Source organism: Cetobacterium sp. ZWU0022, assembly GCF_000800875.1.
Lineage (GTDB): Bacteria > Fusobacteriota > Fusobacteriia > Fusobacteriales > Fusobacteriaceae > Cetobacterium_A.
The window spans coordinates 1-15,905 of the sequence record NZ_JRJZ01000143.1; the positions used below are offsets into that span (position 1 = coordinate 1).

14 protein-coding genes are annotated in these 15,905 nt (G+C 29.8%); 7 read left to right on the top strand and 7 right to left on the bottom strand.

The genetic code is table 11. The features are described 5' to 3' along the window. Positions 1 to 88: 88 nt before the first annotated feature. The 4 genes from L988_RS10725 to L988_RS10740 all read right to left on the bottom strand — a co-directional run bounded on the left by L988_RS10725 (position 89) and on the right by L988_RS10740 (position 4,779). The gene (locus tag L988_RS10725; protein WP_047384147.1) at positions 89 to 718 is read right to left on the bottom strand and encodes an O-methyltransferase; all 630 of its coding nucleotides are present in this window, start codon (positions 716 to 718) and stop codon (positions 89 to 91) included. Then, complete coding sequence (rsmB, locus tag L988_RS10730) at positions 718 to 2,019, bottom strand: 16S rRNA (cytosine(967)-C(5))-methyltransferase RsmB (RefSeq protein ID WP_047384149.1); 1,302 nt, start codon at positions 2,017 to 2,019, stop codon at positions 718 to 720. Before rsmB ends, L988_RS10725 begins: the two co-directional genes overlap by 1 nt. Positions 2,020 to 2,034: 15 nt before the next feature. Then, positions 2,035 to 3,018: an AIR synthase family protein gene (locus L988_RS10735; protein WP_047384151.1), complete on the bottom strand. Its 984-nt coding sequence runs from the start codon at positions 3,016 to 3,018 to the stop codon at positions 2,035 to 2,037. 96 nt (positions 3,019 to 3,114) lie between these two features. Continuing rightward, positions 3,115 to 4,779 carry a formate--tetrahydrofolate ligase gene (locus L988_RS10740; RefSeq protein WP_047384153.1) on the bottom strand — a complete coding sequence of 555 codons (1,665 nt, stop codon included), beginning with the start codon at positions 4,777 to 4,779 and terminating at the stop codon, positions 3,115 to 3,117. A 219-nt stretch (positions 4,780 to 4,998) separates the two neighbouring features. Here L988_RS10740 and L988_RS10745 point away from each other — a divergent pair, with 219 nt between their 5' ends. The 3 genes from L988_RS10745 (at position 4,999) to L988_RS10755 (ending at position 7,992) form a co-directional block, all read left to right on the top strand. Continuing rightward, entirely contained in the window at positions 4,999 to 5,592 is a 594-nt protein-coding gene (locus L988_RS10745) for a sigma-70 family RNA polymerase sigma factor (RefSeq protein ID WP_047384155.1), read from the top strand. A gap of 62 nt (positions 5,593 to 5,654) precedes the next feature. Beyond that, positions 5,655 to 7,142, top strand: a complete 1,488-nt coding sequence (locus L988_RS10750) for a YjjI family glycine radical enzyme (protein WP_047384156.1) — start codon at positions 5,655 to 5,657, stop codon at positions 7,140 to 7,142. After that, positions 7,135 to 7,992, top strand: coding sequence for a YjjW family glycine radical enzyme activase (locus tag L988_RS10755; protein WP_231549841.1), 858 nt, complete (start codon positions 7,135 to 7,137; stop codon positions 7,990 to 7,992). The genes L988_RS10750 and L988_RS10755 overlap by 8 nt, the downstream gene beginning before the upstream one ends. 13 nt (positions 7,993 to 8,005) lie before the next feature. On the opposite strand, the gene L988_RS10760 is transcribed toward L988_RS10755, so the two are convergent. Both L988_RS10760 and aroA read right to left on the bottom strand, forming a co-directional pair. After that, on the bottom strand, positions 8,006 to 10,288 hold the full coding sequence (locus tag L988_RS10760) for a patatin-like phospholipase family protein (protein WP_047384158.1): 2,283 nt from the start codon (positions 10,286 to 10,288) through the stop codon (positions 8,006 to 8,008). Between the two features lies 1 nt (position 10,289). Then, positions 10,290 to 11,573: a 3-phosphoshikimate 1-carboxyvinyltransferase gene (gene aroA, locus L988_RS10765; protein WP_047384159.1), complete on the bottom strand. Its 1,284-nt coding sequence runs from the start codon at positions 11,571 to 11,573 to the stop codon at positions 10,290 to 10,292. 179 nt (positions 11,574 to 11,752) lie between these two features. Here aroA and L988_RS10770 point away from each other — a divergent pair, with 179 nt between their 5' ends. The 4 genes from L988_RS10770 (at position 11,753) to L988_RS10785 (ending at position 14,654) form a co-directional block, all read left to right on the top strand. Then, complete coding sequence (locus L988_RS10770) at positions 11,753 to 11,938, top strand: DUF896 domain-containing protein (protein WP_047384160.1); 186 nt, start codon at positions 11,753 to 11,755, stop codon at positions 11,936 to 11,938. 10 nt (positions 11,939 to 11,948) lie between these two features. Then, complete coding sequence (gene asnS / locus L988_RS10775) at positions 11,949 to 13,337, top strand: asparagine--tRNA ligase (RefSeq protein WP_047384162.1); 1,389 nt, start codon at positions 11,949 to 11,951, stop codon at positions 13,335 to 13,337. A gap of 94 nt (positions 13,338 to 13,431) precedes the next feature. Next, positions 13,432 to 14,382, top strand: coding sequence for an alpha/beta hydrolase-fold protein (locus L988_RS10780; protein WP_231549842.1), 951 nt, complete (start codon positions 13,432 to 13,434; stop codon positions 14,380 to 14,382). 5 nt (positions 14,383 to 14,387) lie between these two features. Beyond that, entirely contained in the window at positions 14,388 to 14,654 is a 267-nt protein-coding gene (locus tag L988_RS10785; RefSeq protein WP_047384165.1) for a hypothetical protein, read from the top strand. A 39-nt stretch (positions 14,655 to 14,693) separates the two neighbouring features. Here the strand turns inward: L988_RS10785 and L988_RS13855 are convergent, their stop codons facing one another. Next, positions 14,694 to 15,893, bottom strand: coding sequence for a bifunctional 3,4-dihydroxy-2-butanone-4-phosphate synthase/GTP cyclohydrolase II (locus tag L988_RS13855; RefSeq protein WP_047384167.1), 1,200 nt, complete (start codon positions 15,891 to 15,893; stop codon positions 14,694 to 14,696). Positions 15,894 to 15,905 lie beyond the last annotated feature (12 nt).

Genomic DNA, 15,905 nt, shown 5'->3' on the forward strand with positions numbered 1-15,905 from the left:
AGTTAGATAATTTAATATTACCCCAACTTGAAGGTTTACACAAATATTTAATTAGACCCCCTACTTTTTCTATTATTAAAATAGTTATTTATTTTTTTACAAGACCAATTCCATCTCCAAATGGAAGAAGAACGAAATCATGATTTTGAGAAAGATAAGTTATAAACTCATCAAGTCTTCTAACTATAGTTTTAAATCTTTTTGGATACTCTTTATACAGATATCCTCTGAACATGATGTTATCAATAAAAATCATACCATTTTCAGTAAGTCTTTCAAATGAATCGTTGAAAAATTCCATATAGTGACCTTTTGAAGCATCAATAAAGATAAAGTCAAATTTTTCATTTAATTTTTTAACCTCTTCAGTTCCGTCTCCTAAAATAAGATTAACAGAATCTAAAAGGTCTCCTTTTTTGAAATTTTCTAAAGCTTGATTGTATCTTACTTCATCAATTTCAATAGTAGTCAATTTACCACCATTTTTTTTAGCAACTCTTCCCATTATAGTTCCAGAGTATCCAATTGCAGTTCCAATCTCAAGTATATTTTTAAAATTGTGACTAGAAACTAAAAAATCTAGATACTTAGCAACTTCCTTTGTAACGATAGGCACGTTGTGCTCTAAAGCAAAAGCCTCCATCTCTAAAATTAAAGAGTCTGTTTCCTCTATTTTACTAACAACATAGCCGTTAGCTTCTTTTAATTCATCTAACATTATTCAAAATCCTTTCTTAGCTTAATAATATAGAAATTATCTAAAATTTCTTCTGTATAATCAATTAAAAATCCACCGATTTTATCAAAGTGCCCATTTACATTTTCAGGCATCTCAAATTTTTGAACTGAGAAGTTTTTGTGGTTATTTAAAAACTTTTCAACATTATCACTATTTTCTTCTGAAAATATAGTGCAAGTACTGTAAACTAAATCTCCACCAACTTTTAATGTAGTTGCAGCAGATTCTAAAATATCATATTGTAATCCGGCTAACTCATTAACATTAGCCATGTTTTTATTGTAAAGAGCTTCGGGTTTCTTTCTTAAAACTCCATATCCACTACAAGGAGCATCTACAAGAATTTTATCAAACTTTTGTCCTTGCTCTTTAAGTTTTCTAGCATCTAGCTTGATAGCTTTAACATTTGTAAGACCTAATTTTTTTAGATTTTCTTCAATAATTTTTATCTTATGTTGATGGATATCTAAAGCATAAATCTCTCCAGTGTTATTCATAAGCTCACCAAGAACAGCAGTTTTACTTCCAGGTGCACTACAAGTATCAACAACTTTTTCTCCAGCTATTGGATTTAAAATTTTAGCAGCAAGATAAGATGAACCATCTTGAGCTATGATTTTACCATCTTTAAACTCATCAGTATGTAAAACAATACCTGAATCAATATAATATATAGTATCCACTTTCTTAATTATATCAATTTTTAAAGTTTTCAAAAGAGTTTCAAACTCCTCTTCAGAATATTTTAAAGTGTTTACTCTAATACTCATATAAGGTACTTTTTTTAGTGAAATTAGAACTTGTTCTGTATTTTCTTTGTACTCTTTTTTGATTTTGTCATAGAACCATTTTGGATAAGAGTATAAAAGATCTAATTTATCCTCTTCTTTAAGCTTTTGAATCTCTTCATCTTTTTCTCTTAAATAACTTCTAATAACTCCATTAACAAATTTACTAACAGGAACTCCAAATTTCTTTTTAGTTAATTCAGTTGCTTCCCAAGCTACTCCTTTATCGTCACTTTCCATAAAAGTAGCTTGATAAATAGAGATTTTTAAAAGATTTTTAATCCAATTTTTTTTAACTGCTTTAGTTCTTTTTTCTAATTGATAGTTTAAATAGATGTCGTTTCTAATAACACCGTAAAAAACTTCGGTGATAAATCCACGTTCACCTTTACTTAAATTATTTTTTGAAAAATATTCATTTAAAAGAATGTTAGAATATTTTCCTTTTTCAAACTCACTTAATAAACCAATTACTCTTTGTTTTATATTCAATATAATCTCTCCTAACTATATAACTTTATATAACTCATCACTTTCAGGTGAAGAAATTTTGATTCTTTCACCATTTTTTATTAAAACTTTCTCATTAGAATTTGTAAATACTCCGATATCAAAAGCTTCAATACCATTTTTTTTCAATTCATTAATTAGTAACTCTGAATTTTCTTCGCTGACAACCATAAGCATAGTTCCACTTGAAATAAGCTTTAGAGGATCTATTTTAAAGTATTTACAAATCTCTTTTGTGCATTGATGAATAAATATTTTATCATATGAAATCTCCAAACCTAAATTATAGAAGCAACTAGATTCCCAAAGAGCACCTAAAAGCCCACCTTCTGTTACATCATGCATACCTTTTGAAAACTTATTAGCCACAACTCCATCTTTAACAACACTAGTTAAATCTAAAAGATTTTTTGCAAATTGGATAGTTTCTTTTGGAAAAACATCTAAAAGTTCCAGCTCTTTTTCAAAAGCAATAATGCCAGTTCCCTCAATTCCAACTCCTTTAGTTATGATTAACCTATCTCCAGCGACAATAGTTTCTCTTTTTTTAAAGTCAGATTTTTTTCCTATTCCAATAGATGTAGCAGATATGATCGTTTTGTTGACTGCTGCTGTTATCTCTGTGTGTCCTCCGATTATAGAAACTCCAAGTTTGTCAGCTTCCTCTTGGGCTTCTTTCATAATCAAAGCAATCTCTTCTTTTTGAGTGTGTGGAGGAGCTAAGATAGTAAGCATTATACCAGTTGGAGAAACTCCCTCTGTAGCAATATCGTTACAGTTGATGTTGATTGCAAGTTTTCCAAGTCCAGTACTAGTTCCAGTTATAGGGTCTGTAGATAGATAAACAACTTCATCTCCAACTTCAATAGCTGCACAGTCACTTCCAACTTCACCAGCAGAAAGAATTCTTTCGTTACTATTTTTTATATTTTTAAAAATTAAATCATTTAAATCTGAAATAGTAAGTTTACCAATTTTCATATTTATCCCTCACATGCAGTAGAATTTTAATATATTATACTATATTTTACAAAAATAAAAAACCCTTACTTATATTTAAGTAAGGGTCAAAGTTATTTAGAATAAACCTGTAATAGTACCGTTTTCATCGATATCAATAAGTTCAGCTGCAGGAACTTTAGGAAGTCCAGGCATATCAATGATACCACCCGCCATAGCAATAATGAATCCAGCTCCAGCGGCAAGTTTAATTGTATCAATCTCAACAGTGAAATCAGTTGGTCTTCCAAGAAGATTTGCTTTGTCAGATATTGATTTTTGAGTTTTTGACATACAGATAGGAAGATTACCATATCCTAGCTCTTCAAGTTGTTTAATAGTTTTATTAGCAGCTGCAGAGAAAGAAACTCCGTTAGCTCCATAAATCTCTGTACAAATTTTAGAGATTTTATCTTTAATAGGTAGTTCTAAATCATAAAGAGGTTTATAGTTAGCAGTGTTTTCTTCAATTTTTTGAAGAACTAATTTAGCCAATTCCTCTCCACCTTCTCCACCTTTAGCCCATACTTCACATAGAGCTACAGGTGCATCTAAAGATTCACAATGAGCTTTAATTAATTCAACTTCATTATCTGTATCAGTTACAAATTTGTTTATAGCAACAACAACAGGTAGATTGAATTTTTTCATATTTTCGATATGTTTATCAAGATTAGCTAAACCTAATTTTAAAGCATCTAAGTTTTCTTCATTTAAAACTTTTGCTCCACCGTGATGTTTAAGAGCTCTAACAGTAGCAACTATAACAACACAGTTAGGGTTTAAATCTCCTTTTCTACATTTTATATCTAAGAATTTTTCGGCTCCTAAATCAGCTGCGAATCCAGCTTCAGTAACAGCAACATCAGAAAGTTTTAAAGCTAATTTTGTAGCTAGAAGTGAGTTACATCCATGAGCTATATTAGCAAAAGGTCCTCCGTGGATGATAACAGGAGTATTTTCTAGAGTTTGAACTAAATTTGGTTTTATAGCTTCTTTTAATAATGCAGTAACAGCTCCAGAAATTTTTAAATCATTTATAGTTAAAGGTTTGTCACTATAATCATAACCAAATACAATTTTTCCAATATTTTCTTTAAGCTCTTTTAAAGAGTTTGAAAGACAAAGAGTTGCCATGATTTCAGATGCAACAGTTATTTGGAAAGAATCCTGTCTAGGATATCCATTTAATTTTCCACCAAGACCAACAACAATATTTCTTAAATTTCTATCATTCATATCAACAACTCTTTTCCAAGTTATTTTAGTATTGTCGATATTTAAAGTATTTCCTTGAGTGATATGGTTGTCAATACAAGCGGAAACAAGATTGTGAGCAACCCCAATCGCATGGAAATCTCCAGTAAAGTGAAGATTGATATCTTCCATAGGGATAACTTGAGAGAAACCTCCACCAGTAGCTCCACCTTTCATTCCAAAAACAGGTCCTAAAGAAGGTTCTCTAAGAGCTGCAACAGAGGATACACCAATTCTATTTAAAGCTTGAGTTAAACCAACAGTAACAGTAGATTTTCCTTCTCCTGCAGGCGTAGGTGTAATAGCAGTTACAAGAACTAATTTTCCATCTTTCTTAGTAGATAATTCATCTAATAGAGAAAGGTTAAGTTTAGCTTTGTACTTTCCGTAAGTATCGTAATAATCCTCGTTAATGTTTAGCTTAGAAGCAATATCAGAAATTTTTAATAAGTTTGCTTCTTGTGCAATTTGTATATCAGTTTTCATAGCCCCTCCTAAATAAAATAAATGTTTTTTAAGTAATTTAATTGTACTTTGTCAATATAATTGTACCTTAAAAAAGTGAAAAAAGAAAGGGGGAGATACATTTAAAATAAAAAATTGATTTTTTTCGATATAAGAGGTATATAAAATAGGAAAGGGGAAAATATTGTTATGAATTAAATAAAATAAATTGTTGTTTGAACTTTAATATAAGGAGGGATCATGATTAGGAATGAGGATATTTTGTTAGCTAAGCAGGGAGACGTAGAATCAATAGAGAAAATAGTCGCAGAATATAAAAATCTTATTTACATGAGAAACAGAACTTTATTTTTAAAAGGTGCAGAACGAGAGGATTTAGTGCAAGAGGGAATGATAGGCTTAATGAAGGCTATTCGATCTTTTGACGAGAATAGGAGTGCATGTTTTAGCACCTTTGCATCTCTGTGTATAAAAAGACAGATCATAACAGCGGTTAAAAATTATAATTCAGAAAAAAATAGAAATTTGAATAGTGCTATGCAGGGAGAGGGGTATTCAGAAATTGAAGAGTTAATAAGATATAATAATCCGTCACTAAGATATTATACACCTGAACAGATTGTTATTGGAAAAGAGTTGATGAAATTACTTAAAAAATTTTTAAAGGTAAATTTAAGCGGTTTAGAAAAAGAGGTGTTTTCATATATGGTTAAAGGTTATGGTTATTTAGAGATAGCTGAGGAGTTAGAAAAAGAACCTAAAGCGATAGATAATTCAATTCAAAGAATTAAAAAAAAGGTTGTAATATTTTTAGAAAAATATAATAAAAGTTGACAGAAGTGGTAGAAAATGAATATAATATGTGAAATTTATATTTTAATTCAAGGGAGAAGGTAATGATATTAGAAACAATAAAGAGTCAAAAAATAACTTTTGAACAAAAAGTTGTTACTCTAGCTAGATTAGCAGAAGGAAGTATAGAAGTTTTAAATAAAAGTGAAGCTTTGAAAAAATATATTGAAGACGGAATTATTTGTGATTTATTTGAAGGAAATGCACCTTATAGACCGAGATATATAGTTCCTGATTATGACGTGTTTATGCAAAATGGAAGTAAGTTTTTGAACTTAGATAAGCCAACGAATATTTGGGAAGCTGTTCATGGATTATTGATACTTTATAAGCATGTTCCTTCAATAACTACAATGCCTGTTTATTTAGGAAATATTGATTATTTATTAGAACCTTTTATTAAAGATGAAAGTGAAGCATATTTAGCGATAAAATTATTTTTAAAACATATAGACTCAACTATAACTGATTCTTTCTGTCATGCAAATATAGGACCAAAAGAGACAAAAGCGGGTCTTATCATTTTAAAAGTTATGAGAGAATTAGAATTACCAACACCGAACTTAACAATAAAATACGCAGAGGAAACATCTGATAAAATAGCAGTTGAAGCAATTCAAACAGCTCTTGTAACAGCAAAACCAAGTTTTGCAAATGACAAAATATTCAGAGATGACTTTAAAGGAGAGTACGGAATTGTAAGTTGTTACAATGGATTAAAAGTTGGTGGGGGAGCAAACACTTTAGTAAGAGTGAGATTGGGTGCTCTTTCAAAATTAGCTTCTTCAAAAGAGGAATTTTTAACTAAAGTTTTACCAGAAGTTTCAAAAGAGATGTTAAACTATATAGATGAAAGATCAAAGTTCGTAATTGAAGAAAGTGGATTTTACGAAAGTAGCTTCTTAGTTAAAGAGGGATTACTTGAAAAAGAGAAGTTCACAGGATTATTTGGATTTGTAGGACTAGCAGAATGTGTAAATAATCTTTTAGGAGCAACAGAGAAGAAAGATAGATTTGGATATTCAGAAGTAGCAGCAGATTTAGCCTTAGAAATAGTAAGATCAATGAGTAGCTTAGTTCAAAATCATAAAACAAAATATGCTGGAGAGTTTTTCGGAAATACTCACTTGTTACATTCACAAGTTGGTATTGATACAGATAGAAATGAAAGTCCAGGATGTAGAATTCCAGTAGGAGAAGAACCAGAGATATTTGAGCACATAGTTCAGTCAGCACCGTTCCATCAATATTGTCCAAGTGGAATTGGAGATATATTCGTATTCGACGAAACTTACAAAAGTAATCCTGAAGCGATTTTAGATATAATAAAGGGAGCTTTTGAGACTGATATGAGATTCTTCTCACTATATAGTGATAGTTGTGATGTAGTAAGAGTAACAGGATATTTAGTAAAAAGATCTGAAATGGAAAAGCTAGATAAAGGAGAGCAAGTTCTAAGAGATACAACTATTTTAGGAAAAGGTGCTAGAGATAATGCAAAAGCTTTAGGGAGAAAACTAAGAAGTGAGTAGTATAGAGTTAACTGCTAAAATAAATAAAATAATAAAATTTTCAAATGTTGATGGACCAGGAAATAGAATGGCAATATTTTTTCAGGGATGTAATTTCAATTGTGAATATTGTCATAATCCAGAAACAATAAATATTTGTAAAAATTGCTATAAATGTGTTGATGAGTGTCCAACTAATGCTCTTTACATAGAGAAAGAGAAAGTAGTGTGGAATGATTCTTTATGTTGCGAATGTGATAGATGTATAAAAAGCTGTGGATTTGATGCTTCACCTAAAGTTAAAGAATACAGTGTTAGCCAATTAGTAAAAGAGGTTGCGAAGGTAAAAGCTTTTATTAAAGGAGTTACTGTAAGTGGAGGAGAGAGTACCCTTCAATATAAATTTATCACAGAGTTCTTTAAGGAGATAAAGAAAAGTTGGCCAAACTTAACTTGTTTTGTAGATACGAATGGAAGTTTAGATTTAGAAAAGGATATTTATAAAGAGTTTGTGGAAGTAACTGATTCTTTTATGCTCGATGTTAAAGCTTGGAACGAAGAAGAGCATTTTAAATTAACAGAGAAAAGAGTTGAAAATGTAATTAAAAATTTAAATTTTTTAAAAGAGATAGGAAAACTATTTGAAGTTAGAACTGTCGTTGTTCAGGGAAAATTGAACAATAGAATGACGATAAAAAATGTATCTGAAATTATAGCTAAAACAGATGTAAGGTATAAGATAATAAAATATAGACATTTTGGAGTTAGAGAAATTCTACAAGAAACTCTTTTACCACCTACAGACAAAGAATTAGAAGAGCTAGAAAGTTTGGCTCAAAAATTAGAAGTAAAAAACACCCTTATAATTTAGGGTGTTTTTTTTGTTAATCAAATTTATAACCAAAACTAAATTGGAATAGATAATCATGAGATTCTTGAGCTTTTGATATATTAAACTTAATAGGGCCGATAAGGCTAAGATAATTTAGTCCAATACTCGCACCTTGAGAATAATCTTTCCAAAGTATGGATTTAGCATTATTAGTGAAATCTTCATCAACATATTTGTAAGTTGCAATATCCCAATGAGTACTAAAATAAAGATTTTCAATAATCTTTTGTTGAAGACCTAAACTAACTCCAAGAAGTGATGATAGATATTTTTCTTGGAAATAGTATCCACTAAAAGAAAACATATTTTGTGATAGGTCGTCAGATAGACCACCGAGTTTAATATATTTATCAGGAAGAATATCTTCTCCGCTGACATTACCTCCAAAAAGTTTAGCAGTTAGACTTGTACTATCTGTAATTGGAATGAAATTTGATGAGATGTAATTTGTAGAAAGGAAATTTAAATCATCTTTTCCTAAATTCCCACCCCATCTTTGAGAAACTTCACCTTTAAACCCTTTGGTAGGAAAGGCTGTAGAGTTAGTTTTATCCCAATTTATATTAAGAAAGATATCACCGTAACTTTTTGAATATTCAATAGATGTATCTAGAATATTTTTTATTTCAGAGTCTAAACTACTGTAGTTTAAGGAAGCACCGTAAGACAGTAAGAATAGATTTGAATATTGTGTTACAAATGCACTTTCAAGTTTTGTAACTTGACTTTTATAACTACCAATTTTATTTTTACCATGATAGATAAAAAATGGGTTTTCAGAATAGCTTATGCTACTAAGAACTCCAACTTTATTTGAAACACCGTAATAGGAGAAATTCTTTAGGTTAAGACCTAAATAATCTCCAAAAGTAGCTTCGACAGTAGACAAGGTTCCAATCTTTCCGAATGAACTTATATCAGTTCCAATAGAAAATGTAGTTCCGTAGTCGGTTTGATAATCCACTCCTAATCCAACTATATTAGTTGGAGTTTCTTCAACTTGGAGCTTCAAAGTGTTGTTGTCAAAAGAGTAGTATATTTTATTAACAAAGTTAAGACTATATGTTTTTAGCATTAAATTTTCTAAAGTATCTGGATTAACACTATTACCAAATGAGCTTTTGAAAATAGATTCAATAATCTCTTTATGATTTGCGTTTTCAGACTCACTAATAATCTCTAAGTTATCTAAGACAAAGTTATTTTTGAATTGTAACGAACTTTTTCTTTTATTTTGTTTAGGACCAAAAGATAAAATTTTGTTAATCTGTTTTCTTGCAGCAATCTCTCCAGAATTTTTAATTGATTTAAAATCATTAAAATCTGTGGTTTTATATTTTGAGACATCTGGTTCAATAAGAACAGTAGTTAGGTCTCTTTGTCTCTTAGTAGAACTTGTACTTTGTATAGCAACAATTTGATCTGCAACACTCAGAATATCATATTCCTCTTTTTTCTGTAAAGAACTTCCAACATCAACACCGATAACAATATCAGCTCCTAAGTTGAAAGCATCTTCCACTGGAAAATTTCTAGATAATAATCCATCCACATAATAATTGCCTCCAATTACAACTGGATCGAAAATAGTTGGGATAGATATACTTGCTGTAATAACTTGAGCAAGGTCTCCACTATTAAAAGATTTAGCTTTACCAGTATTTAAATCTGTTGCAATAATCTCTAAAGGAATTGGTAATTTTTTAAAATCTCTTGTTTGCTCAACATTCCAAAGCAGATTTTTCAAAGTAAGGTATATCTTTTGTGTATTTCTAATCCCTTTAGGTAATGCAAAGTTAAGAGAGTTATCATATTTTAATGAAAGATTGTAGTTTTTCATTAAAGATCTTTGGTCGATAGGAATATCGGCAAGGTTTGGACTATCATTAAAAGTTTCTTGCCAGTTAATATCTAGAACAAGCTTTTCAATCTGGTCAGGAGTGTATCCCGCAGAATAAAGAGCTCCTATAAGGGCTCCCATACTAGTACCAGTGATGTAATCAACTTTGATATTATTCTCTTCTAAAACTTTCAGTACACCAATGTGTGCGAATCCTTTAGCACCGCCACCACTTAGAACTAGTCCAATTTTAGGCTGTTTTTCCTCTTCTTTAAATCTCTCTATTTTTCTAGCTTCTAAAATTTGAATTTCTTTTTGTAATATTTTAATCTGTTCTTTTAATTTTTTAATCTCAATATCTTCAGCTGTTTTAGAAAAGCTAAATGAAAAAATAAAGGCGAATAAGAGAGTAAAAAAAAGATAATTTTTTTTCATTTCATTCCCCCAAATAAATTTTATTAAACTCTTCGAAGAAGTTAGGGAAAGTTTTAGAAACACAGTTTGGATCTAAAATTTTTATATTTGGAACTTTAAGGCCAATTAAAGTTAAAGACATAGCCATTCTATGATCATCATATGTTTCTAAAAAATCTCCTTTGTACTCATCTATAATTTTAGGAATAATTAAAAATCCATCTTGAAACTCTTCGAAGTTTCCGTTTAATTTTAAAATCTCATTTTTTAAAGCTGAGATTCTATCAGTTTCTTTTATTCTCATATTTTCAACGTCCCAAACTTTTGTGGGTGTTTTAGCAAATAAAGCGACAGCAGCAAGTGTTTGTGCAACATCTGGAATATCGTTCATGCTGAGCTCGATTCCGTTATAATTTTGAACTCCTTTAACTGTAATATTAGTGTCATTGAAAGAGATTACCTCTAATCCCATTTCGGTTAAAACATTTAAAAATTTAGAATCTCCTTGAATACTTTCTTTAAAAAAATTATTAAGAGTAACAGTAGAGTTACTTATAAGAGCCATAGCTAAAAAATATGAAGCGGATGACATATCACCTTCGATTAAATATTCAGAACAAGAATATTCTTGAGGAGTAATAAAAAGGCTATTATCCTTTTCTAAGAAATCGACACTAAAATCTTTCATCATTTTCAGAGTCATATCTATATATGGTCGAGATACAACTCTACTAGTAAATTTGATTTGTATAGGCGATTTAAAGTTAGGAGCAGCCATTAAAATAGATGAAATATATTGACTACTTTTACTGCAATCAATCTCTACATATTTTGAAGAAACTCCATTAGAAGTAATTCTAATAGGCGGAAATCCAATTTCATTCATATATTCAACTTTAACACCCAATTGAACTAAAGAATCAACTAAATCTTTGATAGGTCGTTGATTCATTCGCTCGTTTCCATATAAAGTAGCGGTCCCTGTTCCAGTTGCTAAATATGAGCTTAAGAATCTCATTGCAGTTCCGGCATTTCCGATATAAATTTCTAAATTATCAAATTTAGGATTTTTATTTCCTTTAATTTCTAAAGTTTTATTTTGTAAATCAAGTGTGATATTATTATTTAAACTCTTTAGAGCTTCAATCATATATTTTGTATCATCACTCAAAAGTATATTTTTCAAAGTTACATTTTTTCCAGAAAGAGCTGAAAGAATAAGAGCTCTATTTGTAATAGATTTTGAACCCGGAATATCAACAGTAACATTAAAATTTGTTTTAGGTCTTGGTTGGAAATAGTTCATAAAAAACTTCAACTCCTTAAAAAAATTTTCATTTAAATTATAGCAATTTTTCAAAGAAAATAATACAACAAAAATATTCTTTTTAGAGTTACAAGCAAATTGACAAAAACTCAAATAAACGGTATAATTACAGAAAAGTTAAATAAGACTATATATCGTATAGTTTGGAGGAAACAATTATGGAAATGAAAGATATAATAGAGATGGTTAACTATTTTTCTAATCAAGCTAAAAAAAGAGAGCTAACAGCTGAAGAAAAGCTTGAAAGAGAAAAATATAGAAAGTTATATTTAGAACAGTTTAAAGCACAAGTAAGACAGAAATTAGACAGCATCGAAATTGTCGATGAAGCAAAAATGATATAGGGGGATAAGAATGAAACAATTAGTAAAAACTCTTTATAGAGAAACAGAAAAGTGTATCAACCAAGAGATAGAGATTTCAGGTTGGGTAAGAAAAATAAGATCACAAAAAAACTTTGGATTTATAGAGATAAATGATGGAAGTTTCTTTAAGGGTGTTCAAGTAGTATTTGATACTAACTTAGCTAATTTTGATGAAGTGTCAAGATTATCAATTTCATCATCAATAATTGTAAAAGGAATATTAGTAGCATCTCAAGGTGCAGGTCAAACTTTTGAAATTCAAGCAAAAGAAATAGAAATCTTCCAAAAAGCTGATTTAGAGTATCCATTACAAAATAAGAGACACTCATTTGAGTTCTTAAGAACAATAGCACACTTAAGACCAAGAACAAACACTTTCTCAGCTGTATTTAGAGTGAGATCAGTATTAGCTTATGCAATTCATAAATTCTTCCAAGAGAATGGATTTGTATATACTCATACTCCAATCATAACAGGTTCTGATTGTGAAGGCGCAGGAGAGATGTTTAGAGTAACAACTTTAGATTTAAACAACACTCCAAAAACTGAGGATGGAAAAATAGATTTTTCTCAAGATTTCTTTGGAAAAGAAACTAATCTAACAGTTAGTGGTCAATTAAATGGTGAGACTTACTGTTCAGCGTTTAGAAATATATATACATTCGGACCAACATTTAGAGCTGAACAATCGAATACATCAAGACATGCTGCAGAGTTCTGGATGGTAGAGCCTGAAATAGCCTTTGCAGATTTAGAAGCAAATATGGAATTAGCAGAAGATATGATTAAATATATCATTAAATATGTAATGGATGAATGTCCGGAAGAGATGGAGTTCTTCAATCAATTTATTGAAAAGGGATTATTTGATAAGTTAAATAATGTATTAAATAGTGATTTCGGAAAAGTAACATATACTGAAGCTGTAGATATCTTAATCAATTCAGGAAAGAAATTTGATTATCCAGTTAAATGGGGAATAGATTTACAAAGTGAGCATGAAAGATTCTTATCTGAAGAGCATTTTAAAAGACCTGTATTCGTAACGGATTATCCAAAAGATATAAAATCATTCTACATGAAATTAAATGCAGATGGAAAAACAGTAAGAGCGATGGATTTATTGGCTCCAGGAATCGGAGAGATTATTGGTGGATCTCAAAGAGAGGATAGTTTAGAAATTTTAGAAGATAGAATGGCTGAAGTAGGATTAAAATCAGAGGATTATGGATTCTATCTAGATTTAAGAAGATATGGAAGTTTCCCTCATTCAGGATATGGATTAGGATTTGAAAGAATGCTTATGTATGTAACAGGAGTTACAAATATAAGAGACGTAATTCCATTCCCAAGAACTCCAAATAACGCAGAGTTCTAATTCGAGGAATGAAATAATGGTACTAAATATACTGGTTTTTCTAGCTATAATTTCATTGGTTTTTTATATAGTAACATACCCTTATAATTTTAAATTGGATAGAAAACTAAAAAGAGTTCTTAGTTTTCCACAAGTTGAAAAAATTGTAAATGTAAAACATAAATATTCGGAGTTTTCAAATGAAGAGTTAGATTCTGAATTTATTTTAGAAGAGCATTTTTTAAAAAGTAGTTATACAGAAGAGAAGATGAGATTTTTAATTTTAAAACCAAAAATTTTAAAACAAAATCCTTTATGTTTAGTGTTGTTTCATGGAATAAGAGACAAATGTGAAGATTGGCTTTATAAAGCTAAAATAAGAGAGAATTATTTAACTTTAAAGAGGAAAGGGAGAGTAGACGATATTATCTTTATTCTTCCTGACTCTGGATATAAAGGTGAAAGTTGGTATACTAACTTCTATAAAGATAAAATCCATCAATATGAAGAGTTTTTTTCAAAAGATTTAACCAACTATATAGAAAAAGAGTATCCTAATTCTATAAAAGGAATTGGCGGTTTTTCTATGGGAGGATATGGATCTTTAAAAATAGGACTTAAAAATCTTGAGTCATATGATGTGATAGCTAGTTTTTCAGGAGCAATTAGCTTAATTAGAATGAGTATAAATAGGAGAGTAATGAGAATATTCAGATATTTATATGTTCCTAGATTTCTGTTTAATGATGTTAATAAGGCCCATTTTGTGAAAGTATTCAGTCCTTGGGGATATAAAATATTGAAAAATGATCCTTATAGTATCATAAAAACTATGGATTCTAAAAAATTTGAAGGAAAAAAATTCTATTTAAGTGTTGGGTCAGAAGATAAAAAGCCATATTTGATGTTTCAGCAGTGGCTTGATGTTGTGGGAAGAGCTAAAAAGTATGAACTGAATTTTAAAGGTAAGATATATGAAAATGAATATCATACTTGGGATTATATCTCTAAAGATATATATAATTTTTTGAAATTTTTTACAGATGAAACAAAAAAAGGGAAGTAAAAATTATGAGGAATTTATTAATTTTAAGTATAGGATTGCTTTTTACCGGATGTTTTTCTGTAGGATTAAGAGGAGATTATAGAAGTTATCAAAATGATTTCAATAATTTAGTTTCAAAACCTATAAAAGAGAAGGACAGAAAAGAGTTAGAAAATCAATTTAAAGAGTTGAAAGTTAAAGTTTATGCAGAGGAATTTTCTAAAAAAGATAAAGAGAGTCTTCTACAAGATATAGATTATTATTTAATGATATTAGAAGATTTAAAAGATTAAGGCTTGAAATTAATTTCAAGCCTTTTTGTTATTAAAAATTTAATTTATTTTAAAAAGATGATTCATTTTTTCTCTTTTAGTTTTTAAATAATGTGAGTTACAAGCATTCGAAGGAAATTCAATTTGAGTTCTATTGGTAATTTTAACTCCGTATTGTTCAAGATCATCAATTTTTTTAGGATTATTTGTCATAAGGTTGATACTTTTAATACCTAAAAGTTTAATCATTTGGGCTGCAACAGCAAAATCTCTAAGATCAGGAGCAAATCCTAATAGTGTATTAGCTTCAACAGTATCTTTTCCTTGAGCTTGAAGTTCGTATGCTTTAATTTTATTAAGTAAGCCGATTCCTCTTCCCTCTTGTCTCATATAAAGTAGAGCACCAGAACCATGTTCAACTATACTCTGTAAAGATCTATCAAGTTGACTACCACAATCACATTTTAAAGAACCAAAAGCATCTCCAGTTAAACATTCCGAATGAACACGAATAAGAACGTCATCTTTATCTTTGATATCTCCGAAAACAAGAGCTACATGCTCTTTAAAGTCAATTGTATTAGAGAATCCAATAAGTCTAAATGTTCCATGTTTTGTAGGAAGAGGAGCTTCACAAACAAGTTCAGTTTGAAGTTCATGAGTTTTTCTGTATTGAATTAAATCTTCAATAGTAATCATTTTTAAATCATGAATTTTACAGAATTCGATTAAATCCGGAACTCTAGCCATTTCACCATCTTCTTTTATAATTTCACAGATAACACCACATCCATTAAAACCTGCTAATTTGGCTAAATCAACAGAAGCTTCAGTATGACCGGGTCTTTCTATTACACCGCCATTTTTAGCTATCAGAGGGAATATATGCCCGGGTTTTTTGAACTCTTTCCCAGAAGTGGCTTTAAAACTAAGATCTTTGATAGTATTGTATCTATCTTCAACAGAGATTCCAGTTGTTGTTCCATTAAGAGAATCCACAGAAACTGTAAATGCTGTTCCATGAGAATCGCTATTATTATAAACCATAGGAAGTAACTCTAATTCAGAGGCTCTTTTCTCTTCAATAGGAACACAAACTAGACCTCTTCCATATTTAATCATAAAATTTATATTTTCTTTAGAGATTATATCTCCAATACCAACAAGGTCACCCTCATTTTCTCTATTTTCATTATCTACAACAACGATAAGTTTACCATTTTTTAAATCGTTGATTGCATCTTCTATTTTATTGAACATAATTTGTTCCTC